The organism is Nocardia sp. NPDC020380 (genome assembly GCF_044386975.1).
Classification (GTDB): Bacteria; Actinomycetota; Actinomycetes; order Mycobacteriales; family Mycobacteriaceae; genus Nocardia.
In genome coordinates, this window is the sequence record NZ_JBIRVQ010000002.1 from 389,589 (window position 1) to 413,878 (window position 24,290).

Here is a 24,290-nt window from a genome sequence, read left to right on the forward strand (position 1 = left end):
CGATGACGACATTCGGTGTGCGGCTGCGGGATGCGATGCGCGAGCACGGTCCGCTGTGCGTGGGCATCGACCCGCACCCGCCGCTGCTGCGGGCCTGGGGGCTGAGCGAGGACGCGGCCGGTCTGGCCAAGTTCGCGGATGTCTGCGTGCGGGCGTTCGCGGGCCGGGTCGCGCTGGTCAAACCGCAGGTAGCGTTCTTCGAGACCTACGGTTCCGCCGGAATCGTGGTGCTGGAGGAGACGATTGCCGCGCTGCGGGCGGCGGGCACCCTGGTGGTCGCCGACGCCAAGCGCGGCGATATCGGCTCCACCATGGACGCGTACGCGCACGCCTGGCTCGGTGACGGGCCGCTCGGCAGCGACGCGGTCACCGTCTCCCCGTACCTCGGATTCGGTTCGCTCGCACCGGCGCTGGAGCTGGCGCGGGCCAATGACCGCGGCGTGTTCGTGCTCGCGGCCACCTCGAACCCGGAAGGCGCCGAACTGCAGCGCATCACCGGTGCCGACGGCCGCACCATCGCCCAGCGCATGGTCGACGACGCGGCAGCCCTCAATGCGGGCAGCGACTTCGGTTCCGTCGGCGTCGTGGTCGGGGCCACCCTCAGCGAAGCGCCCGACCTGAGCAAGCTCAACGGGCCCATCCTCATGCCCGGCGTGGGTGCGCAGGGCGGGGGAGCGGACTCCATCCGGAACCTGGTGCCGGACAGCGACCTCGGCGCGGTCCTGCCCAATGTCTCGCGCGAAGTCCTCCAGGCCGGACCCTCGGTGCCGGCACTGAAGGCCAAGGTCGCGGAGCTCGCGGCCGAATTCGCCTTCCTGCAAGGCTGATCCGTTCGACGGTAGGTCGGCCCGGCATCACGCATCGCCACGTGACGCCGGGCCGAACCATTTCGCGCAGCAACACGATCCTGCTCGGATACGACACGATTTCCCCAGCTCAGGGACGGTTTTCGACCCATCTCTTCGGTAGGTTGGGATCATGCCTCCCGCCTCGCCGCCCGATAACTCCCGCCCCGCACTGGTTCTCGGCGGAGGTGGCGCCGCGGGCGTGATGTGGCTGTTCGGCCTCACACTCGGCCTGCGCCAGACCGGAATCGACCTCTCCCTGGCCGGCCGCATAGTCGGCACCTCCGCCGGCGCCGTGCTCGGCGCGAACCTGGCCGGCAACGTAGACCTCGCAGACCTCCTCGCAAGCCTCCCCTCCGAGCCGCCGGCGCCTGAGCCGACCCCTTCCAGCGCCACGTCAAGCCCCGCGGATTCGCTCCAGTTGAACGCCGCAGACATCGATCCCGTGGCGCGCCGCCGCCGAATCGGTGCGCACGCACTCGAACTCGACCTCGGCGACCCGGCAGACCACATCGCCCGCATGAGCCAACTGCTAGGCATCACCGACTGGCCCCACCACGACCTCCTCATCACCGCCGTAGACGCCACCACCGGCGCCCTCCGCACCTGGACCCGCGAAGGCAAAGCCACCCTCCCCGAAGCCATAGCCGCCAGCACCGCCGTCCCCGGCGTCTTCCCCGCCATCCCCATCGACGGCAGCCACTTCCTCGACGGCGGCCTCCGCTCCCCGATCAACGCCGACCTCGCCGCCGGCGCCCCCCTCATAGTCATCCTCGAACCCTTCGCCCACCTCTTCCCCCGCGCCGCCACCGACACCGAACTAGCGGGCGCCCCAACGATATCCATCACCGCCGACACCCCCGCCATATCCGCCTTCGGCTCCGACCTCTTCGCCCCCGCCGCCCGCCGCCCGGCCTTCGAAGCCGGTGTGCGGCAAGCCGCCCAAGCCGCGACCCGGCTCCGCGACGTGTGGCCGACCTCCGAGTGACCGCCGCCCGGCCCTCACCCGCCGCGAATCAGGTAAAGCGGCAACGGCGTTGCGGGCCCCGATATCCAGGCCGTCGCTGAATCCGCGCCGACGCTTCGACTCGGCATTCGCCGAGCTCGCCGTCCGGTCCGTTGCGGCGGCTCGGCTACCAGCCCCGGCTGCGAGGGCAGCGATGTTCTTACAGTGATCTGGAGAATGGGCCTCCGGCCGCTCGTCTACAGTGGCGGCATGTCTGCTGCGGTGCCGCCCAATGGATTTCGGAATGCTCTTGTGCTCGGTGGCGGGGGCGCCGTCGGGCTGACCTGGATGGCCGGGGTTGCCGCCGGGCTGGGGGAGGCGGGGATCGACCTGACGCTGGCCGATCGGATCGTCGGGACCTCGGCGGGTGCGATCACGGCGGCCGTGATCACCGGGGGACTGGATCCGGAGCGGTTGTTGAACCCGCCGGAGCGGCCGGGGGTTTCCGGGGAGCTGCGGGTGAATCCGAACGGGATGAACGAGCTCATGGGGGAGCTGTTCACGCTGGGCCTGGAACCCGACGAGTTCCGGCGGCGGGTCGGTGAGCGAGCACTGGAGGCGGGCGCGGGAGATCCCGCCGAACACATCGCTCGCATGGCGAATCTGATCGGGGTCGAGTCATGGCCGGAGCGTGAACTGCTCGTCACCGCGGTCGACGCGGCGACCGGGCGCCGGCAGGTGTGGACGCCCGACGGCAAGGCCACGCTCGCCGAGGCGGTGGCGTCGAGTACCTCGGTGCCCGGGGTCTTCCCGCCGATTCCGATCGACGGGGTCGTCTACATCGACGGCGGGCTGTACTCGCCGATCAATGCGGATCTGGCCGCAGGTGCGGAGTTCATGCTGATCATCGAGCCGCTCGCGCATCTGTTTCCGCGCAGTCCGAGCGACCGTGAATTGGGTGGCGCCGCAACGCAGTCCATCGCGCCGGATGCGGCCGCCATCGCCGCGATCGGATCGAACCTGTTCGATCCGGCCGCCCGTGAACCGGCGTTCCGCGAGGGTGTCCGGCAGGGCGGCGAGGCCGCGGTGCAGCTCGAGGATGTGTGGCCTACCGCCTGATCGGGGCCCGGCGGTGTCGTACCCGGGTCGTAGGATGACCGGGTGTTGTCGACCGCAGAGATTCTCACGCTGGCCGGGGTGATCATCCTCGGTTCCATGTCGCCCGGGCCGGATTTTCTTGTCGTGCTACGGAATTCGGTGGTGTCCGGACGCCGGTCGGGGGTCGCTTGTGCGGGCGGGATCGCCGTGGGCGTTTTCGTGTGGGCGCTGGTCACCGCTATCGGCATCGCGGGGCTGCTGGCGGCGTCCGCGGAGGCGTACACGGTGGTGAAGCTGGTCGGCGCGATCTACCTGGCGTACATCGGCATTCGCGCGCTGCTGGCGGCGCGGCGCGGTGATTACCGGCCGGAGTCCGAGGCGGTGTCGAAGCAGCGCGGATCCTTCGTGGCGTTCCGGCAGGGGCTGTTGACGAACCTGCTGAATCCGAAGTGCGCGGTGTTCTTCATCGCCCTTGTGCCGCAGTTCCTCCCGCACGATCCGTCCGCGCTGGGCACGCTCGAACTAGCGGTGGTCTGCACGGTCGCGAACCTGGCCTGGTTCAGCACGCTGGCGTTCGGCGTCGGCGCGTTGCGGCACGTGTTCACGCGCCGCCGGGTGCGGCGTGCTTTGGATGCGGCGATGGGCACGTTCATGGTCGGCCTGGGCATCCGGATCGCGATCGAAAGCAACTGATCCGCGGCAGTGTGGCGTTGTTCACCTCGGCATTCGCGGTCCGATCGAACGCTTGTCCTGGTCGCCCGTCTCACGTCTCGCGGCCGCGGACCGGCGCACGGGGTCGCGCCCGGTGGGTTTAACCCGTCAGCGGGCGTCCCAGGCCCCCCAAACGGGCCGTCGCGACCGTGATCCGAGGCCGTCGCGGGCCGGAGGAACCTGCCCTACCTGCATCGAAGCAATGTCGGAAATGTGCGCTTCACAACTCCGCCTGCCGACCCGGGCGATGCGCGACACGCGGTACCGATTCGAACGACACGCCGAGAAATCCGAAGAACTTCCAGGTCGCGAGATTACAGCTCGGTCACGGTTTTCGACGGGGCCAGTCCGGCCCTTCCGGCCCCCCGGTGGAGGGTCGAAAAACCCCTGGCTGCAAGGATATTCGTGGTCGTGGCAAGAGGATCGCCACGACCGGTCGGCGAGCACCCGTGACGCCGCCCATCCGGCCCGGTTGCGCACCGAATCAGGCGCTGACCTGGGGGGTGGGTTCGCAATCGCCAAGCGTCGTGGGTACGGTCGCTGAGACCGCCGGGTTACCGGCGGGAGATCTGGCAATGAACGATGAGACGGAGGAACCGTGGCCCTTCCCCAGCTGACTGACGAGCAGCGCGCCGCTGCTTTGGAGAAGGCGGCTGCCGCTCGCCGCGCTCGGGCGGAGCTCAAGGAGCGCTTGAAGCGTGGCGGTACCGATCTGAAGACGGTCCTGGCCGATGCCGAGAAGGACGAAGTGCTCGGCAAGATGAAGGTTTCGGCTCTGCTCGAGGCCCTGCCGAAGGTTGGCAAGGTCAAGGCGGCAGAAATCATGAGCGAACTGGAAATCGCTCCCACCCGCCGGCTGCGCGGACTGGGCGACCGGCAGCGTAAGGCGCTGCTGGCCCGGTTCGACTTCAGCGCCGAATAATCCGAGGGTGGTCGAACACACTCGGAAGGGTCGACTGGTAGTCCTGGTCGGCCCCTCGGCCGTCGGTAAGTCCACTGTCGTGCGCTGCGTGCGCGAACGACTGCCCGAACTGGTATTCAGTGTGTCGGCCACCACCCGGGCTCCGCGGCCCGGGGAGGTCGACGGTCAGGACTACCGGTTCGTCACCCGCGACAAGTTCGACGCCATGATCGAGGCGGGCGAACTTCTGGAGTGGGCCGACATTCACGGTGGACTGCAAAGGTCGGGCACCCCGGCCGCACCCGTACGCGAGGCGCTCGCGACCGGACACCACGTATTGATCGAGGTGGATCTGGCCGGAGCGCGCTCGATACGCACGACCATGCCGGAGGCCATCCTGGTCTTCCTGGCCCCGCCCAGCTGGGATGAGCTGGTTTCCCGGCTCCGATCCCGCGGCACCGAATCGCCCGAGGTCATCGAGCGGCGGCTGCAGACCGCGCGGACCGAATTGGCGGCATGTGACGAGTTCGACATCGTCATAGTGAACGACCACGTGACCAGCGCCTGCGAGCAGTTGGTATCGTTGTTCGTTAGCACAAATTCGGGGTCCTGACCCCGGAGCACCGGTTCGTCGCTGTCTCGATCGATCAGACAGGGCTCCGAGCCGGTCCGCATCCCTTTCCGAACAACCCCGCAGGAGCCTTCCTAGTGAGTACGGACATCAAGACCGTTCCCGCCTACGACACTCCGGTCGGCCTCACCAACCCGCCGATCGACGAACTGCTGGAACGGACCTCGTCCAAGTACGCGCTGGTCATCTACGCAGCCAAGCGGGCCCGGCAGATCAACGACTACTACAACCAGCTCGGCGACGGCATTCTCGAATACGTCGGCCCGCTGGTCGAGCCGGGTCTGCAGGAGAAGCCGCTGTCGGTGGCCATGCGCGAGATCCACGCCGATCTGCTGGAGCATTCCGAGGGCGAGTAGTCTCGAATCTCGTTCGAGGCCAAGCTTTCTCGGCTACAACGTAACGACGGCGCTGGAGGCGTAGTGATCACTCCTATCGCGCAGGTGTGCGCGACCAACGTCTGGGGCGAGCGGTGACCCGGGTCGTCGTCGGAGTAGGCGGCGGCATCGCCGCATACAAGGCATGCAACCTCGTGCGCCGGTTCACCGAAACCGGGCACGAGGTTCGCGTCATTCCTACCGAGGCTGCGCTGCAGTTCATCGGTAAGGCCACTTTCGAGGCGCTGTCCGGCAACCCGGTCAATACCGGTGTGTTCGCCGACGTGCCCGAGGTGCCGCATGTGCGTCTCGGCCAGGAGGCCGAGCTGATCGTCATCGCGCCCGCCACCGCGGACCTGATGGCCCGCGCCGCGCAGGGCCGCGCCGACGATCTCCTCACCGCCACTCTTCTCACCGCACGATGTCCCGTGCTGATCGCGCCCGCCATGCACACCGAAATGTGGGAGCACCCGGCGACGCGCGCGAATGTCGCGACGCTGCGCGAGCACGGCGCGATCGTCATGGAACCCGCGCACGGCCGCCTCACCGGCGCCGACACCGGTGCGGGCCGGCTGCCCGAGCCCGAGGAGATCTTCGGACTGGCGACCCTGCTGCTGGAACGCGCCGACGCCATCCCGCGCGACCTCGAAGGCCGCCGCGTCGTGGTGTCCGCGGGCGGCACCCGGGAACCGCTGGATCCTGTTCGCTTCCTGGGTAATCGGAGTTCCGGTAAGCAGGGCTACGCGCTGGCGCGACTCGCCGCACAGCGTGGCGCACAGGTAACGCTGATCGCGGGCAATACCATCGGGCTGGAACCGCCGGCCGCTGTCGAGGTCGTGCACGTGACCACCGCCGAGCAGTTGAAAGTCGCGGTGGACAAGCACGCGCTGGGCTCGGACGCGGTCATCATGGCCGCAGCGGTGGCCGACTTCCGGCCGGTGAACGTGGCCGCGGCGAAGATCAAAAAGGGTGCGGACGAGCCGAATTCGATCGATCTCGCCAAGACCCCGGACATCCTCGCCGGCCTGGTCCAGTCCCGCCGCGACGGTCAGCTACCGGGCACCGCGATCGTCGGCTTCGCCGCCGAGACCGGTGACGAGCATGCCGACGTGCTCACCCATGCTCGCGCGAAACTGGCCCGCAAGGGCTGCGATCTCTTGGTGGTCAACGCCGTTGGGGAAGGCAAAGCCTTCGAGGTGGACCATAATGATGGTTGGCTGCTCGGTGCCGACGGTACTGAGATCGCCTTGGACCACGGGTCCAAGGCACTGCTGGCCAGCCGGGTGCTCGACGCACTCGGACCCTTGCTCCGCTGAAGCCTCGGCACCGCAGGGCAGACGGACCGCAACCGGCGGATACTGTCTGAGTCACAATCCGTTCGCCATGGTGACGGGCCCGTCCCTCGGCGTTCGGATTGGCATAACCTGAGACAAAGGGTTGTGTGCGGTGGTGAGACGAGCTACCGTCGCGGCCCGCTACGAGAAACCCGTTGAGGGAGAGGGAACAACTGTGCGCACGACTGGCAGCCGCCTATTCACCAGTGAGTCCGTGACCGAAGGTCACCCGGACAAAATCTGTGATGCCATCAGCGATTCCATCCTCGATGCGTTGCTTGCCGCGGACCCGCGCAGCCGTGTCGCAGTGGAGACGCTGGTGACCACCGGCCAGGTGCATGTGGCCGGTGAGGTCACCACCTCGGCCTATGCCGATATTCCGACCATCGTCCGCGAGAAGGTCCTGGAGATCGGATACGACTCCTCGGCAAAGGGTTTCGACGGTGCTTCCTGTGGCGTGAACGTCGCCATCGGTGCGCAGTCGCCCGATATCGCGCAGGGCGTGGATCACTCGCACGAGGCCCGCGTCGGTGGTGAGGACGACGAGATCGCCCGCCAGGGCGCCGGCGACCAGGGCCTGATGTTCGGCTACGCGACCATCGAGACCCCGGAGCTCATGCCGCTCCCGATCTCGCTGGCGCACAAGCTGTCTCGCCGCCTGACCGAGGTCCGCAAGTCCGGCGTGCTGCCGTACCTGCGCCCGGACGGCAAGACCCAGGTCACCATCGAGTACGAGGGCTCCATCCCCAAGCGGCTCGACACCGTGGTCATCTCCACCCAGCACGCCGCGGACATCGACCTGGACAACCTGCTCGCGCCCGATATTCGCGAGAAGGTCGTCGAGACGGTGCTGGCGGAGCTGGAACTGCCGAACCCGCTGGACATCTCGAACGTGCGCCTGCTGGTCAACCCGACCGGCAAGTTCGTTCTCGGTGGCCCGATGGGTGACGCCGGCCTGACCGGACGCAAGATCATCGTCGACACCTACGGCGGCATGGCCCGCCACGGCGGCGGCGCCTTCTCCGGCAAGGACCCGTCGAAGGTCGACCGCTCGGCCGCCTACGCCATGCGCTGGGTCGCCAAGAACGTCGTCGCCGCCGGCCTGGCCGAACGCACCGAGGTCCAGGTCGCCTACGCCATCGGCAAGGCGGCCCCCGTCGGCCTGTTCGTCGAGACCTTCGGCACCGAGCAGATCGACCCGGCCAAGATCTCCGCGGCCATCAGCGAGGTCTTCGACCTCCGTCCCGGCGCCATCATCCGCGACCTGGACCTGCTGCGCCCGATCTACGCGCCGACCGCCGCGTACGGCCACTTCGGCCGCACCGACGTCGACCTGCCCTGGGAGCGCACCGACCGCGCGGAGAAGCTGCGCGCGGCCGCCGGGCTGTAATTGGCCCACACAGCCAACGTGACGACGGGAGCGTCGGGCACGGAGAATCCGATCTCCGAGCCCGACGCTCCCGCCGTCGTAGGCGCGGACAGCCTCATCGACCTGAACAGCCTCCTCGGGGTGGAGAACAACGCGGACGTGGACAGCACTGCCGCCGTGGCGGATCCCGCCGTCGCCGCGCGCCCCGGCACCGTGGAACGCCCCATCGCGCGCGTCCTCCCGCTCCTCGAACCCGCGCACCTGGACCGTGATTTCGACTACCTCGTCCCGCCCGAGATGGATGCGCTCGCCCAACCCGGCGTCCGAGTCCGAGTCCGCTTCTCCGGCCGCCTGATCGACGGCTATCTCCTCGAGCGGCTCGAAAGGTCCGACCACACCGGCAAACTCGTCCGCTTGGAGCGAGTGGTCTCCGGCGAACGCGTCCTGACTCCCGAAATCCTGAAACTCGTCACCGCCGTCGCGGGCCGCTACGCCGGCACCCGAGCCGACGTCCTCCGCCTCGCTATCCCGCCTCGCCACGCCAAGGTCGAAACCGAAGGCGCCGAACCTGCCGCGCCCAAGCGCCGCCGCGGTCGTGCTTCCTCCGAAACCACTGCGCCCGAGCCCGACTCACTTACCGTGGTCGAACTCGACGAGACCGAACCCTCAGTGTCGCCGCTGGAATCCGCAACGGCACTCGGTGCCGCGGACGAGGTCTCGGCCGCACCGGCGGAAGACGCCGACCCTGTTGTAGCCGACGCGGATTCCGCTGGGTCGTCGCAGGATTCTTCGCTTGCGGATGTGCGCGCCTCGATGACGCCGTCGATTATGGCCGACACCGGGATGGTCGCGGCGCCGGCGGAATCCGCTGCGCTGGGTGAGGCCGATGCGGCCTCGGAATTGGGCCAATCGGCCGATTCGGGTGCTGTGGAATCCGGTTCACGGGCAGCGGCGGTGCCGGTGGTTGTGGCCGAGGAGTTTCCGGGGTGGGATCGGTATGCGCATGGGCGGTCGTTTCTGACGGCGCTGGGGAGTGGGCGGGGGCCGCGGGCGGCTTGGCAGGCGTTGCCGGGGGAGGAGTGGGCGCGGCGGCTGGCGGAGCTGGCGGCCACGGCGGTGCGGAGTGGGCGTAGTGCGGTGCTGATGGTGCCGGATCAGCGGGATCTGAATCGGGTGCTGGCGGAATGTACTGCGCTGTTGGGGGATTCGGCGGTGGGGCTGGCGGCCGGACTGGGGCCTTCGGCGCGGTATCGGCGGTGGCTGGCGGCATTGCGGGGGACCGCGCGGGTGGTGGTGGGGACGCGGAGTGCTGTTTTCACACCGGTGCAGGATCTCGGGCTCATCGCCATCTGGGATGACGGGGACGACACCTTCGCGGAGCCGCGGTCGCCGTATCCGCATGCGCGGGAGGTGGCGATGCTGCGGGCGCACGAAACGGGGGCGGCCTTCGTCGCGGGCGGATTCGCGCGTACCGCCGAGGTGCAGGCGATCGTCGAATCCGGTTGGGCGCATGACCTGCTCGCGGATCGGGCGGAGCTGCGGCGGGCGATGCCGCGGATCACCGCACCCGGCGATTCGGATGCCGCGCTGGAGCGGGATCCCATCGCGAAGGCCATTCGTATTCCGGCGGTGGCGTTCATGGAAGCGCGGAAGGCGCTGGCGGCCGGTGGACCGGTGCTGGTGCAGGTGCCGCGGCGCGGATACATTCCGGCGCTGTCCTGCGCCAAATGCCGGACACCCGCGCGGTGCCGGCACTGCAACGGCCCATTGGCCCTGCCGGACAACGGGTCTGCCCGCGCCGGCGGGCGTGTCGGCCACAGCGGCGGGGGAGTGGGGGAGGCGCACAGCCCGGCGTGCCGGTGGTGCGGCATCACCGAGGCGGCATTCCGTTGCGGGACCTGCGGTTCGCGCGCATTGCGTGCGGTGGTGATCGGGGCGGCGCGTACGGCCGAGGAATTGGGGCGCGCGTTCCCCGGTGTGCCGGTGCGAGGTTCCGGCGGTTCGGCGATCCTGGACACCGTCCCGGCGGGACCGCAGGTGGTCGTCTCGACGATCGGCGCCGAACCGCCGGTGCCGGGCGGCTATTCGGTGGCCATGCTGCTGGACGGCTGGGCCCTGCTCGGCCGCGCCGATCTGCGCGCCGCCGAGGACGCCCTGCGCCGCTGGATGTCGGCGGCCGCGCTGGTGCGCCCGGACGGCCGGGTCATCGTCATGGCCGATCAGGGCATCCCCACGGTGCAGGCGCTGCTGCGCTGGGATCCGGTGTGGCATGCGCGAATCGAACTCGACGGCCGCACCGAAGTGAGTTTCCCGCCCGCCGTCCGCCTCGCCGCCATCGACGGCACCACCGCCTCGATCGCCGAATTGCTGGCCGAGGCAAAGCTTCCCGGCGAAGTCGAGGTCCTCGGCCCGGTCCCCCTGCCCCCCGGCGCCCGAAAGCCGTTCAGCAGCGGCGATTCCCCCGCCGAGGTCGAACGCATGATCCTGCGCGTGGACCGATCCCACGGCGCCGGCCTGTCCCGCGCCCTCGCCGCCGCGCAAGCCGTCCGCAGCACCCACAAGTCCGACGACCCGCTGCGCGTCCAGATCGACCCCATCGACATCGGCTGACCAGCCGCCTACCCCAGCGCGAAATGCGTTGTGCCGATGACATGGAGCGACCACAACAGCAGCCCCTTGACGGCGAAGAACAGGAAGATGCTGATGACGGTCTCACCGCCGTCGCGGTTGATTCGCGCCAGCACAGCGGTTTCCAGCAGGAAGCAGAGCATCGTCACGGCGAGCACACCGGTCGCGGCCCACACCGCGTCCGGCTGGTAGGTCAGCCTGCCGAAGGTCAGTCCGAGGAGCAGGACCAGGGGAAGCGCGAGGAGCAGCCAAAGTATCGCGAGGGCAAGCATATTCGTGCTGTGCTTCGACAGGTCGGTCTCACCTTCCCCGTCGACCATCTCGCGGGGAACCTGGCGCACCCGGCTCAGCTGCACGATCGCATGTGCCACACCTGCCACCGCACAGGCGATCAACAGCACGCGGTAGGCATCGGCGAGGTCTCGTGTCGTGTCCATCGGAGTGCGCCAGCACCACAGCGCCGGTAGCCAGCCCGCCACAGGCATGAGCACCAGCGCGAACAGGGTTTCCGGTCTGGCGCAGAGCCTTTCGCGCAGATAGCGCGGTGGGAACCGCCGCCGCTTGGAACCCAGCAGCCAGGCGATCGCGACCAGTGCCGCCATGCCGATCGCCGGGGTGAGCCACCGCCAGTGCGCGGGCGTGAGGAACATCGACGCCAGCGCCACCAGCAGGGTCGTCGTCCACACGACGGTGGCCGGCCGGGTGACCGCCATCCACATCGCATCGGCCTGAAGTTTCCGCGGATCGTCCACGTCGGCGTCCGTGCCCGATTCCGGCTCGGCCGCCTGACCGTCGCAGTCGGGCTCGCCGTCCTCGCGGGGATTCCGGAGTTCGGCCCACAGCACGCCCGGGTTCTCCCATTCTCCGCGATAGTCGGAGCCCGGGCAGAGCACCGGGCTGTCATCGGTGCGGTGGTCGTAGTCGGGATCGACATTGCCGCGCAGCCGCATCCGGTACATGTGGGTGGTGATGGCCAGGCCGTGCCAGGTCTCGTCGCAGTACGGGTTCGGGCAGTCGGGGAAGGCCGGGTCGCCGTAGTCGTAGCCGGTGCGGGGTTCCCCGTCCCGCATGCTCTCGTCGACGAGCCGGTCGATGTCGTCGAGCAGCCGCCACGGCTCGCCCTCACCTCGAGCGCTCACCCGAACGATCGTATGTGGCGTATCGGACATACGGTCGCGGACGGCGCGGAACCCGAAGTGAACGCCGACAATTCGTAATCGCCCGCGTCGACCCTGGTTGATAGGGTCGAACCGAGCGAAAACCCTCTGGGCACGAAGGAGTACGCGGATGCGGGAAGTCCTGGTCGCCGAGGTTCGATCGGATGATCGTCCCAGGTCGGGGCAGAAGGATCGATCGAGCCCGAACTTCTCGCTGGCCGCCATCCCGGAGGGCGCCGAAGCCCTGGTGTGGCGGACCGAACCCCATATCGCGGCGATCAGATTCAGCGTGATGGCGGATGTGCGCGCCAACTACGACCAGCGTGTCCTGTCGAACATCGTGTCCGGGTCGAAGACCCCGGTGCCGCGCGAGCAGAAGTCGTTGTCCCGCCGCGGTTTCTATATCGCGGGCCCGTCCGGCTCGGGCGGGGGTTCGTTCGTGGTGAAGGTCTTCGCGCTGCTGCCCGACTAGCCTCGCGGATTAACGATCCGGGCTGCCGATACGAAGTGAAGACAACGGTTCGTCGTGAATCGTCGTCGGGGATCGGAAACACGACCGGGGGAATCCCATGCCTTACGCCAAGCCCGACCGCATTGCACCCCGCCCTGTGCTGCGCCGGCTACTGATCACCGCGGTCGGCGCCGCGACCTGTGCCGCCGCGATCGCCGGCTGCACGAGTTCGACCACCTCGCCGGCACCCAGCCAGTCCACGACCACCCCGTCCGTGCCGGTCACGCAGTCCGGCGAGATCACGGCGTTGCCGACAGCCCCGGCGTCCACGACCGTAGTGCCCACGACAGCCACGGCCCCGGACACCACGACGCCTCCGGAGGTCACCACTTCGCTGGTGCCGCCGACCTCACCGGTCTCGCCCTCGTCCGGCACCACCTTCTCCGGAGAAGGTCTCACGCCCCAGCAAGCCACCGACCTGCAGACCGCGGTGAACAGCGGTCACCAACCCTGGCGACTCGACCAGGTCCAGGTGGCAAAGTCCTTCGTACAAGCCCGATTCGGCTGGACCAGCGTGCAGACCAGCATGGGCGCACCGATGGTCGTCTTCGTCACCAATTCCGACGGCGCCAAGGTATCCCTGCACCTCACCCAGCCCGCAACGCAGGGCGATCACGGCATCTGGGTCGTCGACAGCGGCGTCTGGGACTGACCCCGCCGGACGGGTACCGCAGGCGTCCTGCGCGAGGAGGGCCACAATGGCGTCGACCGCCCGGTCACAGGCCGCGTGGTATGGATAGCGGGTGACACACGTGAGGCTCGACGAATGGATCGCCGGTGGCGAACGCACCCGGCTGGGCGGCCACGAGATCTTCTACCGGCAGGACGGGCCCGCCGACGGCCGGCCGGTCACCCTGCTGCACGGCTTCCCGACCTCCTCGCACGACTGGGCACCGATCCTCCCGGATCTGATCGAATCGGGTTGCCGGGTAACCACTCTCGACTTCCTCGGCTTCGGCGCCAGCGACAAGCCCGCCGGCCACGACTACCGGATCGTCGAGCAGGCGTCGATCGTCGAAGAGTTGTGGCAGCACCTGGGTATCAGTAGTACCGCGCTGGTCGCGCACGACTACGGCGTGTCCGTCGCGCAGGAACTGCTGCGCCGCGACTCGGCCCGCTTGACCGCCGCGGCCTTCCTCAACGGCGGCCTCTACCCGGATCTGCACCGCCCCATACGAACTCAGAAGCTGCTGTACGGCCCCGCGGGCGCGGTGGCGCAGTACCTGACCACCGAGCCGCTGTACCGGAAGTCCCTGCGTGAACTGTTCGGCCGCCCGGTCTCCGACGCCGATCTGCACGATATGTGGCGATCCACCACCATGAACGGCGGCAAGCGCATTCAGCACAGCCTGCTGCGCTACATCGACGACCGCCGCACCCACGGCGAGAGCTGGGTATCGGCGCTGGAGCAGTACCCGGGACCACTGCTGTTCGTCTGGGGCCCAGCCGATCCCGTGAGCGGCGGACATGTGCTGCCCCGCCTGCGCGAGCGCCTGCCGCACGCGCGGCTGGTGGTTCTCGACCAGTCGCCGGCGACGGGTCATTACCCGCAGGTGGAGAATCCCGCTGCGGTCGCTTCGGCCCTGACCGAGTTCTTGCGCTGACGTGTCCGCGAGAACGCCGCGGTGAGCGCGATCTGTGCACTGCTATGGTCGAATTGGCGGTAGCTCAATACTTGCTCATTCGACCGGGGAGCCCGGTTGCACGCGACCGGGGGTCCGGAGGTTCCGGACGGATATCTGGGCATCGGCCCGAGCGTCGAACTCGCCGAGCTACCCCGGTCGTTCCGTATCGCGGGCCGGGTCGCCGAGACCGCGCGGTTGTTCGACCGTCGTGGCGCTCACACGCTCACCGACCTGGGCTTGCGCGCGGCCGTCGTCGGCGATACCGAGGTCGGGAATGTGCTGGCGGCCCGCTATCTCGACACCGTCCGCGATGCCGACGCCTCCCCGATTCTCGAGACGGTGGACTGCTATCTGTCGGCGGGTCTCAATGCGTCCGAGACGGCGAATCGGATGTTTTTGCACCACAACACGGTTCGCTATCGCCTGGCTCGGTTCGAGGAACTCACCGGGGTCAGCCTGAAGGATCCCGAGGTGGCCTTCCAGGTGTGGTGGGCGCTGCGCTACCGTGAGCTCGACGCCTCTCGCGCCGCCCGGCCGGGCCGCGCCGCCGAGTCCTGACCCCGAGAATCTGCCAAAACTCGGGCGGGCAATCTTGTGAACTATTCCGAATCACGCGCGCCGGCCCCGGTGTTGTCTTGAAGGTAGCCGCTCGACGCGGCTGTTTCGGCGACGATGCCGAGCGTGATCCAGGCATTCGGAAGGTGGCGGCACATGGTCGAGGACCTCGTACGGAAACGACGATTCGCGGCCGCCATCGCCATGGCGGTGCGTGCCCCCTCGGTGCACAACACCCAGCCGTGGCGGTGGCGGCTCACCGGTGACGCCATCGAACTGCACGCCGACCGCGACCGGCACCTGCAGGCCACCGACCCCACCTCGCGCGCCCTGCTGATGAGCTGCGGCGCGACCCTGCATCACCTGCGTGTGGCGCTGTCGGTCCACGGCCTGGCCGCCGCGGTCGCCTACCTGCCCGACGATTCCGATCCCGATCACCTGGCCACCGTCACCGTCACGCCCGCCGACCCGACCCAGGACGACATCGAACTGGCCGCGGCCATCACACACCGGGAGTCGGATCGCCGCCGCTACGATTCCCGGCCGGTACCCAGCGCGATCCTGCGCGCGGTCGCCTCCTCCGCACCGCATTTCGGCGTCGTCGCCCGGCTGATCCCGCCACCGCTGCGCACGCCGCTGGCCGATATCACCCACGATGCGGCCGCCCGGCACGCGGTCGATCCGGAGTATCAGCGTGAGCTGGCGACCTGGAGTGGTCGCCACGGCACGCCCGACGGTGTGCCCGCGGCGAATACGCCGCCGCAGCGCCTCGGCGACGCAATCACGGTGCGGGCGTTCGCAAGTCCGGAACTGACCGATATTCCCGAGACCTCGGACGGTTCGGAATGGCTGGTCCTCGGCACCCCGGCCGACGACCCGCGCGCCCGCCTGCGCGCGGGCGAAGCCGCCAGTGCCCTCCTGCTGACCGCGACCCGCTACGGCCTGGCCAGTTGCCTGCAGACCGAGCCCCTGGGCATCCCCGACCTGGCCGCCACCATCGGCGCCGACGTCATGTTCGACTGCGCCTTTCCCCAGGCGCTGGTCCGGTTCGGCTGGGTGTCCTCGCACGCGGCGCCATTGCCGCGCACGCCCAGGCGTCCGCTCGCCGACATCATCGATACGGCACTGCCGGTGTCCTGACTACCCGAATGGTCCAGTGCCGCATGCCGTTCGGGATCCCGGACACCATGCTTCGGGCTACTCGTCGTCGCCGATGATCTCTTCGCGCGGTAGCGCTGCGAGGGTCAGCAGGGCATTCAGGAACCCGGTGCGGTCGGCGGGGGAGAGCTTGCCGAGCAGCAGTTCCTCTTTGGCCTGGATGGCGGCCTGAGCGTCGTCGCGTCGTCGCCGCCCGGCCGGGGTGAGGGTGAGGAGGCGGGCGCGGCGGTCGGCCGGATCGGGGCGGCGTTCGATGAGGCCGCGCTCCTGGAGGTCGTCCAGGACCGCGATGATGCGGGTCTTGTCGGCGCCGATCTCCTGGGCGAGGGCGCCCTGTCCGCGTGCCGGGTCCTCGTCCAGGTGCAGCAGGACGACGTAGGCCCACATGGTGAGTTCGTGGGCGTCGAGGACGGGTTGCTCGGCGGCCATCAGGGCGCGGGCGAGCGGCGCGATCATCGCTGCGAGGTCCGGACGGGGTGTCGGCATGCGGACAAGATTAGGTCAGGCTGCGGTGTGGCCGTTCCAGCGTGTCGCGAGCGCGTTCGAGCACCCGGCCCGGTTCGAACTGTTCGGCCTGCCAGGAATCGGTGCCGATCCGCACCTTGCCCCGCCATTCGCGCACGATCGCGCCGTGCACCGGCCACCGCACGAAACGCCGCATGTCCCGCTCGGATTCCCACACGGTGATGGATCCGCCGCGCCGCTCGGCGGGCCGGCCCCACAGCCACAGGCCCACCGCGCCCTGCATGACCGGCCAGGTCCGGCCGAGTTTCATGCCCGTCTCGTAGATGCGCCGGACTTCCTCCTCCGAGCCGGCGAGGAAGTCGGTGACGCTGAGGAATACCGGCCCGGCCAGGTCGTGCCGCGGACCCGGCTGCCAGGGCATGAGCACGGTGCCCTCGGAGAAGAGTTGTTCGGAAACCTCGATAGTCTGCATCTGCATACGATAGGCAGATGCATACTATTGAGGCAAGGGGTCGCCGGCGCACCGCAATTCAGCGATACGCGGCGATATTGCGCTGCGCCCATGCGGCGTAACCGGACGCCGGCCGGCCCAGTGCGCGCTCGACATCCGTGCTGATCCGCTGCTCCTCGGGCGTCGGCGTGCCGAGGATCTCCAGGGTGTGCTCGGCCACGGGCTCGGGCATGAAACGAATCATGTTGCCCAGCGCCTGTTCCCGCGTCAGCTCCACGAACTGCAGCGGCTCACCGAACGCCTCGGCAATGGCCTGCGCTTGCTGCCGCGGGGTGATGAGCTCCGGGCCGGTGACGGTGTAGGCCTGTCCGTGATGGCCTGTCCCGGTCAGGGCCGCCGCGGCCATGGCGGCGATATCGGCGGGATCCACCACCGGCAGTCCGACATCCCCGAACGGCGCCGGGATCATGCGCTGGGCGCGGATCGGCTCGATCCACGCGAAGGTATTGGTGGCGAAGGCGCCGGGCCGCAGCACCGTCCATTCGAGATCCGAATCCGCCAGGGCGCGTTCGAATTCGAGCGTCCGCGCATAGCCCGCACTGTCGGATCGCGTGACCGCGGCCTGCGAGGACACGAACACGACCCGCCGGACACCCGCCGCCGCAACGGTTTCCAGCACCCGGGTGGGTTCCGGGCCGCTGATCAACTGCGGTCCGGTGATGAGCAGGAACAGCGCCCGCGCACCGCTCACGGCCTCGGCGAGGCTGTCCAGATCATCGAGATCGGCCCGCCGATACTCCACGCCCGCCGCATTGCCCCAGGCCGGATCCACGGGCTTCTCGCCACGCGATACCGCGACCACCTTCTCGCCCTGTTCGGCGAGGGTCCGCACCAGCTGACTGCCGACGTTTCCGGTTGCTCCGGTTACCACGATCATGTGTCTCACTCCTGAGTTAGTTGGCTGACTAACTCGAAGCTTAAGGCATGCGACCGGGTGATGTCTATAGTTAGTCGTATGACTGACTCAGTGGCGCGGACGGCGGCCCCCGGCAAGCGGGAGCGGCTGGCGGACGCGGCGGCGCAGGTGTTCCACGAACGGGGAGTGGAGAAGACGACCATCGCCGATATCGCCCGCGCAGCGGATGTACCGGTCGGCAACGTCTACTACTACTTCAAGACCAAGGACCAGCTGGTCCAGGCCGCGATCGGCGCGCACGCCCGCACGGCACAGCAGATCATCGCCGCCCTCGAGCAGTACGACGCGCCCGCGGAACGGCTGAAGGCGCTGGTTCGCGGCTGGGTCGACCAACGCGAGACGGCCGCCCGATTCGGTTGCCCCTCAGGCACTCTCGCCACCGAACTCGACAAGCGCGCCGACGGGCTCGATACGGAACTCGCGGAGGTGATGCGTGGACTGCTGGATTGGATCCAGGCGCAATTCACCGCTATGGGACGCGACGACGCGCGGGAACTCGCCGTGGCGCTGCTGGCCGCGTATCAGGGAATTTCCCTGCTCACCAATACATTCCGGGATCCGGACATGATGGAAGCAGAGGGTCGTCGCCTCGAAGCGTGGATCGACTCCCTGGCCTGAGATTCAGTTCAGGGCGGGCTGGGCCGGGCGCACGCTCCAGCGGCCCTCCTGGCGCAGGATGCGCACGGGGTGATCGAAACACGCGCTGATGTGCTCGGTCGTGATGACCTCGTCCACCGGCCCGGCGGCGACCGCGCGGCCGTCGCGCAGCAGCATGGCGTGGGTGGTGCCCGGCGGCAGTTCCTCGAGGTGATGGGTCACCAGCACCGAGGCCAGTTCCGGATGTGCGTGCTGCAGCCGGTCGATCCGTTCCAGGAGTTGTTCGCGCCCGGCCAGATCCAGCCCGGTGGCCGGTTCGTCCAGGAGCAGCAGCCGCGGGCTGGGCATCAGGGCGCGCGCGATGAGGGCGCGGCCGCGCTGACCCTGCGACAGGATGTGCCAGCCGGCGTCGCCGCGATGGCTCAAGCCGAGCAGGTCGATGAGCCGGTCGGCCTCGGCCAGCTGCTCGGCGGTGGCTTCCCAGCGCGGAATCAGATCGGCGGTATTGGTCGCGCCGGTGAGGACGACCTCGCGGACCGTGAGATGGCTGTCCGGCGTGTGGCGCGGGTCGACGTGCCCGATTCCGGCGCGCAGTGCGCGCATGTCGACGCGCCCCAGCCGATGACCCAGCACCTCGACGCTGCCGCGGGTGGGATGCTCGAAGGCGCCCAGCATGCGCAGCAGCGTGGTCTTACCGGCGCCGTTGGGTCCGAGCAGCGCCCAGTGCTCGCCGGCCCGTACGGTGAGCGAAACCCCTTGCAGGATGGGGTTTCCGCCACGCACCACGTCGACCGCGTCGACCTTCAGCACCGGTGAGTCCGTCATGGCCCCACGGTAGCAAACTCCTCAGACAAGCTGATGTGTGATTTTCGCCGGGCAAGGGCCGTGAGCCCGCTGTGTAGGGTGGTCGGCATGGCGATCGAGGCGGTGCTCTTCGACTTCTCCGGCACGGTGTTCCGATTGGAGGAATCGGAATTCTGGGACGTGGATCTCACCGATACCGGCGGCCGGGCCCTGGATACCCATGAGATCGCGGAGATCATGCGCCGCATGACGGCTCCCGTCGGGCAGTTCGTCCAGTTCGACGAGGCGGGCCAATACGCCTGGGACAACCGGGATCTCGACCCGGCCCTGCATCGCACCGCCTATATGGAGGTGCTGGAACAGTCGGGTGTGCCCGAGGGCGCGGCGGAGAAACTGTATGCGCGGCTGCTGGACCCGACCGCCTGGACGCCGTACCCGGACACCGGCGACGTACTGCACGGTCTCAGCGAGAACGGCCTGAAGGTCGGGATCGTCAGCAATATCGCCTTCGATATCCGTCCCGCCTTCGTCGATCGCGGCTGGGACCGCGTGATCGACGATTTCGCGCTGTCCTTCGAAGTGGGGGCCATGAAGCCGGATGTCCGTATCTTCAAGGGCGCCCTCGACCGGCTCGGCGTGGATCCCTCGAATGCGCTCATGATCGGTGACAGTGCCGAAGCCGATGGCGGCGCAACGGTTCTCGGTTGCGAGTTCGCGCTGGTGGATCCGGTGCCGACCGTGCAGCGTCCGTCCGCCCTGGCCGATATCGTCCGCGCGCGGGGTCTCCTCATCTAAAGTCAAAACCGGCTGGTCTGTGTCACGCGTCACATTGTTCTGGATAGATTGACGATATATCGTCGATAGCAACAGATAGAACAACGAGCCTTAGGAGGCACACCATGGAACGCATGGACAACAACCAGGAATGGGGCCGCGGCCCCTGGCGGCGACTGCGCACAGAAGAGCAGCAAGGCCGCGAACACCCGCGAGCACGGCGAGGCGGCCCACGCGATCCGCGTGAGCACGGCCCGCACCGGCACGGCCACGGCCGTGGTTTCGGCCCGGACTTCGGTCCCGGCTTCGGCGGTCCCGGCGGCTTCGGCGGCCCGGGCGGCTTCGGCCCCGGCCCGCACTTCGGCCGCGGACGCGGTCGCGGCGGACGCGGCCGGCGTGGCGACGTCCGCGCGGCCATCCTCCTGCTGCTGCAGGAACGGCCGATGCACGGATACGAGCTCATCCAGCAGATCCGCGAGCGCAGCCAGGATGTCTGGCGCCCGAGCCCGGGGTCCATCTACCCCGCGCTGGCACAGCTCGAGGACGAGGGCCTGATCCTCATCGAGCGCGTGGCCGGCCGGAAGACCGCCAAGCTCACCGAGGCGGGCACCGCCTACATCGAGGCCAACCGCACCGATCTCGGCGATCCCTGGCAGGACGTCAAGGACGGCGTCGGCGATCAGGCGCTCGATCTGCGCGGACTGGTCGGACAGCTGATGGGTGCGGTCGCTCAGGTCGCCGCCGTCGGCAACCCGGAACAGGCGAGCAAGGCCGCCGAGGTCCTCACCGAGGCCCGCCGCGCCCTGTACCGCATCCTCGCCGAGGACGACGCGCCGTCGACCGAAGACGCACCGTCGACCGACGAGTGATCCGGTGATCACGCCTCAGGCCTTCCCTGCCATGCCGCGGGGAAGGCCTTTCGCGTCTCCGGCAATGGAATTCGGTCAGGCGTTCAGTGCCAGTGCGGTGGCCACCGCCGGCGCATGCGGCATGACCTGCAGATCGCTCTCCTGCGACCACGCGTAGTTCACCAGCGTCGCGAACTGTGCGACGAAATGATCCCGCCACGGCTGCGAGCCGAAGTTCATGGCGGTGTTCACCTGCTGCCAGCCCGTGGTGGAGAAGTTGACCGAGCCCTCCCAGCACTGCGGCCCGGCGGGGGAGTCGGTCACCAGGCCCTTGGTGTGGCAGATATATTGCCGCCCAGCCGTACTCGTGCCGATCGTCACTTCGATACCCGCGTCGACCAATTGTGAGACGAGCGGCTTTTCGCTGTGCCCGACCGACTGGCTGTGGTCCAGATACAGATGCAATGGAACCCCGTTGTGGTGCGCCGCGATCAACTCGTCGGTGGCGTCCTGCAGGGTGAACGTGTAGGCGATGATCCAGGTTTCCCCAGGTGCGGCCACCAATTCCAGGAATTTCTGTTTGGCCGCGTCGTGATCATCGGGCATGAGATAGCAGGTCATCGAACCGTCTATCACGAAGGTCATGGCGGCCACGATAACCCCAGAACTTGGGGCGGCGAAACATGCGCTGGCACCGGGACATTCGGCGCGCCCTCGTAGATGATTATGAGATGGCACAATTGGGCCCCGTCGCGCACTGTGAGACGGGACAAAACGGGAGCCGGACCGCGCGCGCACTGCGCCGCGTCGCGCCGGCGGGGGTAATGGCATTGGCCGCGGCCGTCATCGGGGCGGCGCCGATCGTGGCGCCGCAGGCACAGGCGCTACCGAACGGCGACAGCATCATGATGGTGCCGACCGTGCCCGGGCCGCCACAGACCGAACATCTGGGGGCTGCCACTTATCTGAAACAGCATCCGGACGCAGCGCCGCAGGGCGCCAACGACTTCGGCTGCAAGCCGACCGCTCAGCACCCGTACCCGGTGGTGCTCGCGCACGGGACCGATTCCTCGGCCTACAGCGACTGGTCGGCCCTGAGCCCGCAACTCGCGCAGGCCGGATTGTGCGTGTTCGCCATGAACTACGGCGGCAAGCCCGGTAAGGACAGCTACGGCACCGAGGACGTGTGGGACAGCTCGGCGCAGGTCGGCACGTTCGTCGATCAGGTGCTCGCCGCGACCGGCGCGCCCAAGGTCGACATGGTCGGGTTCTCGCAGGGCGCGAGCGTGACCCGCTATTACATCGACAAGCTCGGTGGCGCACCCAAGGTCGATCAGTGGATCGGGCTGGCCTCGCCCAGTTATGGCGGCGTCATGTACGGCCTGGTTCCGGTGGCCGACAAGGTGCCGGGTATCTACAAACTCGTGCAGGCGGCGTCCTCGCTGGCGGCGGTGCAGCAGGCGGCCGGGTCACCGTTCATGAACGACCTCAACTCCGGCGGTGACACCGTTCCGGGTGTGCGATATACCACGATCGGTAGCCGGGTGGATGAAATGATCCAGCCCTTCGGCAATATCGCGTTGAAGGGTGCGGGCGCCACCAATCTGGTGCTGCAGGATCTCTGTTCCGCCGACCTGACCGGGCATTTCCATATGGTCTACGACCCGTTCGTGCAGCAGACGGTGGTCAACCTGCTGGCTCCCGATCGGGCCGTCGCACCCAACTGTGTGCCCGTCGCCTTGGGTACCGGCATCAGTGATGTGGTGCTGGCAGCGCATTCCTGATCGGGGCGGTCTGCGGCGTCCGTAAAATGAGACGACCGTATTCGTTCGCAATCGGGAGCTGCCCGTGACCATCCAGCCTGTCCGCCTGTTCGGCGATCCGATCCTGCGCGCCCGCGCGGCGGAGGTCGAGACGTTCGATCGGGAGGTACGCCAGCTGGTGACCGACCTGACCGACACCATGTACGAGAGCGGCGGGGTCGGGATGGCCGCACCGCAGATCGGGGTGGGGCTACGGGTCTTCGTCTACGACACGGGTGAGGCGCACGGGCATCTCATCAATCCCGTCTGGGAAGTGGCGGGCGAGGAGACGCAGACCGGGGTCGAGGGCTGCCTCTCGATTCCCGGTGTGCGCGAGGACGTTACGCGCGCGATGACGGTGCTCGTGCGCGGCGTCGACCAGACCGGCAAGCCGGTGGAGTTCCGGGCCGAGGGGCTGCTGGCGCGCTGCGTGCAGCACGAGACCGATCACCTCGACGGAATGCTGTTCCTGCAGCGGCTGGAACCGGCCGCCCGCAAGGACGCCATGCGCGCGGTGCGCGAATCCTCTTGGTTCGCACAGGGAATCACAGTGCTCTCGGCCTCGCAGCTCGGCGGCAGCCGCCGTCGCGCCGAGGCCGGCACTCAGGAACGGAGCCGCTGATGCGTCTGGTCTTCGCAGGAACCCCCGAGCCGGCGGTTCCGTCGCTGCGGCGGCTCATCGAATCCGATCGGCACGAGGTGGTCGCGGTGGTGACGCGACCGGATGCGATCGCCGGACGGGGCCGCAAGGTCACCCGCTCACCCATCGGGCTGCTGGCCGATGAGCACGGGATCCCGGTGTACACGCCGAAGCGGCCGTCGGAGCCCGAATTCGTCGAGCAGCTCACGGCTTTGGCGCCGGACTGCTGCCCGGTCGTGGCCTATGGTGCGCTGCTGCCGGAAAAGGTGCTCGAGATTCCGGAGCACGGCTGGATCAATCTGCACTTCTCGCTGCTGCCCGCATGGCGGGGCGCCGCGCCGGTGCAGGCGGCCATCCTCGCCGGTGACGAGTTCAGTGGCGCGTCGACCTTCCGTATCGAGAAGGGGCTCGACACCGGCCCGGTGTACGGCACGCTGGTCGAGAAGGTCGGGGTGAACGACACTTCCGGCGCCCTGCTCGAACGGCTCGCCGAAAGCGGTGCGCACCTGCTGGAATCCACCCTCGACGCGGTGGAAGACGGCATCGTGCAGGCGGTTCCGCAGGCCGCCGAGGGCGTCTCCTACGCGCCCAAGGTGCTCCCGGAATCCGGCCACGTGCGCTGGGACCAGCCCGCCCTCGCCATCTCCCGCTTGATCCGCTCGGTCACCCCCGCTCCCGGCGCCTGGACCGAAATCGACGGCAAACGCTTTAAGCTCGGCCCCGTGGAACTCGTCGAGGAGCAGCTCCCGGTCCGTACCGTCGACGTCCGTAAGACCGGCGTCTACATCGGCACCGCCACCACCGCGGTCCGCCTCGACCAGATCCAGCCACCCGGCAAACGCATGATGCCCGCCCTCGACTGGGCCCGCGGCGCCCGCCTCGAGCCGGGCACGGTGATCGGATGACCCGCCCCGAGAACGGCGACGACAAGCCCCGCAACGACACGGGCCGCGCCAAGACCGGCGGCTTCCGCCGCTCGGCCGCAGGCAGCGGCAAACCGGCCTCCGGTCGCAATGGTGAGTCCGCCGCGGGCCGCACCGGTGAACGCGCCGGCCGCGGAACCTCCGGCGGTACACCCGAATCCGGCGGT

Annotated in this window: 27 protein-coding genes; 21 read left to right on the forward strand and 6 right to left on the reverse strand. The window is 68.6% G+C overall.

From position 1 onward, the window contains the following. Window positions 1-2 precede the first annotated feature (2 nt). The 10 genes from pyrF to ACH438_RS05420 all read left to right on the forward strand — a co-directional run bounded on the left by pyrF (window position 3) and on the right by ACH438_RS05420 (window position 10,819). A complete protein-coding gene (gene pyrF, locus ACH438_RS05375) occupies window positions 3-827 on the forward strand; it encodes an orotidine-5'-phosphate decarboxylase (RefSeq protein ID WP_397001496.1) in 825 nt (274 codons plus the stop codon). Between the two features lie 151 nt (window positions 828-978). After that, a complete protein-coding gene (locus tag ACH438_RS05380) occupies window positions 979-1,833 on the forward strand; it encodes a patatin-like phospholipase family protein (RefSeq protein WP_397001498.1) in 855 nt (284 codons plus the stop codon). 228 nt (window positions 1,834-2,061) lie between these two features. Then, window positions 2,062-2,910 (forward strand): patatin-like phospholipase family protein, encoded by an 849-nt coding sequence (locus tag ACH438_RS05385; RefSeq protein WP_397001500.1) that lies wholly within the window; start codon window positions 2,062-2,064, stop codon window positions 2,908-2,910. Window positions 2,911-2,952: 42 nt separating this feature from the next. Next, window positions 2,953-3,582 carry a LysE family translocator gene (locus ACH438_RS05390; protein WP_397001502.1) on the forward strand — a complete coding sequence of 210 codons (630 nt, stop codon included), beginning with the start codon at window positions 2,953-2,955 and terminating at the stop codon, window positions 3,580-3,582. Between the two features lie 616 nt (window positions 3,583-4,198). After that, complete coding sequence (gene mihF / locus ACH438_RS05395; RefSeq protein WP_033086940.1) at window positions 4,199-4,522, forward strand: integration host factor, actinobacterial type; 324 nt, start codon at window positions 4,199-4,201, stop codon at window positions 4,520-4,522. Window positions 4,523-4,529: 7 nt separating this feature from the next. Further along, a complete protein-coding gene (gene gmk, locus ACH438_RS05400) occupies window positions 4,530-5,114 on the forward strand; it encodes a guanylate kinase (RefSeq protein ID WP_397001505.1) in 585 nt (194 codons plus the stop codon). 95 nt (window positions 5,115-5,209) lie between these two features. Next, window positions 5,210-5,488 carry a DNA-directed RNA polymerase subunit omega gene (rpoZ, locus tag ACH438_RS05405; protein ID WP_033086942.1) on the forward strand — a complete coding sequence of 93 codons (279 nt, stop codon included), beginning with the start codon at window positions 5,210-5,212 and terminating at the stop codon, window positions 5,486-5,488. A gap of 86 nt (window positions 5,489-5,574) precedes the next feature. Next, complete coding sequence (coaBC, locus tag ACH438_RS05410) at window positions 5,575-6,822, forward strand: bifunctional phosphopantothenoylcysteine decarboxylase/phosphopantothenate--cysteine ligase CoaBC (protein ID WP_397001507.1); 1,248 nt, start codon at window positions 5,575-5,577, stop codon at window positions 6,820-6,822. A gap of 193 nt (window positions 6,823-7,015) precedes the next feature. Further along, the gene (gene metK / locus ACH438_RS05415; protein ID WP_397001509.1) at window positions 7,016-8,230 is read left to right on the forward strand and encodes a methionine adenosyltransferase; all 1,215 of its coding nucleotides are present in this window, start codon (window positions 7,016-7,018) and stop codon (window positions 8,228-8,230) included. A 204-nt stretch (window positions 8,231-8,434) separates the two neighbouring features. Beyond that, window positions 8,435-10,819: a primosomal protein N' gene (locus ACH438_RS05420; RefSeq protein WP_397002294.1), complete on the forward strand. Its 2,385-nt coding sequence runs from the start codon at window positions 8,435-8,437 to the stop codon at window positions 10,817-10,819. Window positions 10,820-10,827: 8 nt separating this feature from the next. Here ACH438_RS05420 and ACH438_RS05425 read toward each other — a convergent pair whose 3' ends face one another. Next, window positions 10,828-11,976: a hypothetical protein gene (locus ACH438_RS05425; RefSeq protein WP_397001511.1), complete on the reverse strand. Its 1,149-nt coding sequence runs from the start codon at window positions 11,974-11,976 to the stop codon at window positions 10,828-10,830. 148 nt (window positions 11,977-12,124) lie between these two features. Between ACH438_RS05425 and ACH438_RS05430 the strand changes: the two genes are divergently transcribed. The 5 genes from ACH438_RS05430 (at window position 12,125) to ACH438_RS05450 (ending at window position 15,825) form a co-directional block, all read left to right on the forward strand. Further along, on the forward strand, window positions 12,125-12,466 hold the full coding sequence (locus ACH438_RS05430) for a hypothetical protein (protein WP_397001513.1): 342 nt from the start codon (window positions 12,125-12,127) through the stop codon (window positions 12,464-12,466). 97 nt (window positions 12,467-12,563) lie between these two features. Further along, complete coding sequence (locus tag ACH438_RS05435; RefSeq protein ID WP_397001515.1) at window positions 12,564-13,157, forward strand: acyl transferase; 594 nt, start codon at window positions 12,564-12,566, stop codon at window positions 13,155-13,157. A gap of 91 nt (window positions 13,158-13,248) precedes the next feature. Beyond that, window positions 13,249-14,109 carry an alpha/beta fold hydrolase gene (locus ACH438_RS05440; protein WP_397001517.1) on the forward strand — a complete coding sequence of 287 codons (861 nt, stop codon included), beginning with the start codon at window positions 13,249-13,251 and terminating at the stop codon, window positions 14,107-14,109. A 96-nt stretch (window positions 14,110-14,205) separates the two neighbouring features. Further along, complete coding sequence (locus tag ACH438_RS05445; RefSeq protein WP_397001519.1) at window positions 14,206-14,688, forward strand: PucR family transcriptional regulator; 483 nt, start codon at window positions 14,206-14,208, stop codon at window positions 14,686-14,688. Between the two features lie 153 nt (window positions 14,689-14,841). Then, entirely contained in the window at window positions 14,842-15,825 is a 984-nt protein-coding gene (locus ACH438_RS05450) for an Acg family FMN-binding oxidoreductase (RefSeq protein WP_397001521.1), read from the forward strand. Window positions 15,826-15,882: 57 nt separating this feature from the next. Here the strand turns inward: ACH438_RS05450 and ACH438_RS05455 are convergent, their stop codons facing one another. The 3 genes from ACH438_RS05455 to ACH438_RS05465 are packed head-to-tail and all read right to left on the reverse strand — an operon-like array spanning window position 15,883 to window position 17,696. Then, the gene (locus tag ACH438_RS05455) at window positions 15,883-16,329 is read right to left on the reverse strand and encodes a MarR family winged helix-turn-helix transcriptional regulator (protein ID WP_397001523.1); all 447 of its coding nucleotides are present in this window, start codon (window positions 16,327-16,329) and stop codon (window positions 15,883-15,885) included. Between the two features lie 10 nt (window positions 16,330-16,339). Next, window positions 16,340-16,780 (reverse strand): hypothetical protein, encoded by a 441-nt coding sequence (locus tag ACH438_RS05460; RefSeq protein WP_397001525.1) that lies wholly within the window; start codon window positions 16,778-16,780, stop codon window positions 16,340-16,342. 58 nt (window positions 16,781-16,838) lie between these two features. After that, on the reverse strand, window positions 16,839-17,696 hold the full coding sequence (locus tag ACH438_RS05465) for an NAD(P)H-binding protein (protein ID WP_397001527.1): 858 nt from the start codon (window positions 17,694-17,696) through the stop codon (window positions 16,839-16,841). Window positions 17,697-17,774: 78 nt separating this feature from the next. Between ACH438_RS05465 and ACH438_RS05470 the strand changes: the two genes are divergently transcribed. Next, the gene (locus tag ACH438_RS05470; protein WP_397001529.1) at window positions 17,775-18,353 is read left to right on the forward strand and encodes a TetR/AcrR family transcriptional regulator; all 579 of its coding nucleotides are present in this window, start codon (window positions 17,775-17,777) and stop codon (window positions 18,351-18,353) included. Between the two features lie 3 nt (window positions 18,354-18,356). Here ACH438_RS05470 and ACH438_RS05475 read toward each other — a convergent pair whose 3' ends face one another. Then, complete coding sequence (locus ACH438_RS05475; protein WP_397001531.1) at window positions 18,357-19,157, reverse strand: ABC transporter ATP-binding protein; 801 nt, start codon at window positions 19,155-19,157, stop codon at window positions 18,357-18,359. Window positions 19,158-19,244: 87 nt separating this feature from the next. Here ACH438_RS05475 and ACH438_RS05480 point away from each other — a divergent pair, with 87 nt between their 5' ends. Both ACH438_RS05480 and ACH438_RS05485 read left to right on the forward strand, forming a co-directional pair. Continuing rightward, window positions 19,245-19,931, forward strand: a complete 687-nt coding sequence (locus tag ACH438_RS05480) for an HAD family hydrolase (RefSeq protein WP_397001533.1) — start codon at window positions 19,245-19,247, stop codon at window positions 19,929-19,931. A gap of 113 nt (window positions 19,932-20,044) precedes the next feature. Next, a complete protein-coding gene (locus ACH438_RS05485) occupies window positions 20,045-20,779 on the forward strand; it encodes a PadR family transcriptional regulator (RefSeq protein ID WP_397002296.1) in 735 nt (244 codons plus the stop codon). Between the two features lie 75 nt (window positions 20,780-20,854). On the opposite strand, the gene ACH438_RS05490 is transcribed toward ACH438_RS05485, so the two are convergent. Then, a complete protein-coding gene (locus tag ACH438_RS05490) occupies window positions 20,855-21,403 on the reverse strand; it encodes a phospholipase D-like domain-containing protein (protein WP_397001535.1) in 549 nt (182 codons plus the stop codon). 86 nt (window positions 21,404-21,489) lie between these two features. On the opposite strand from ACH438_RS05490, the gene ACH438_RS05495 reads away from it, so the two are divergent. From ACH438_RS05495 to fmt, 3 genes are all read left to right on the forward strand, one after another. Continuing rightward, window positions 21,490-22,542 (forward strand): lipase family alpha/beta hydrolase, encoded by a 1,053-nt coding sequence (locus ACH438_RS05495; RefSeq protein WP_397001537.1) that lies wholly within the window; start codon window positions 21,490-21,492, stop codon window positions 22,540-22,542. Window positions 22,543-22,606: 64 nt separating this feature from the next. Further along, window positions 22,607-23,182 (forward strand): peptide deformylase, encoded by a 576-nt coding sequence (def, locus tag ACH438_RS05500; RefSeq protein ID WP_397001539.1) that lies wholly within the window; start codon window positions 22,607-22,609, stop codon window positions 23,180-23,182. Next, on the forward strand, window positions 23,182-24,105 hold the full coding sequence (gene fmt / locus ACH438_RS05505) for a methionyl-tRNA formyltransferase (RefSeq protein WP_397001541.1): 924 nt from the start codon (window positions 23,182-23,184) through the stop codon (window positions 24,103-24,105). The genes def and fmt overlap by 1 nt, the downstream gene beginning before the upstream one ends. The last annotated feature ends 185 nt before the right edge of the window (window positions 24,106-24,290 follow it).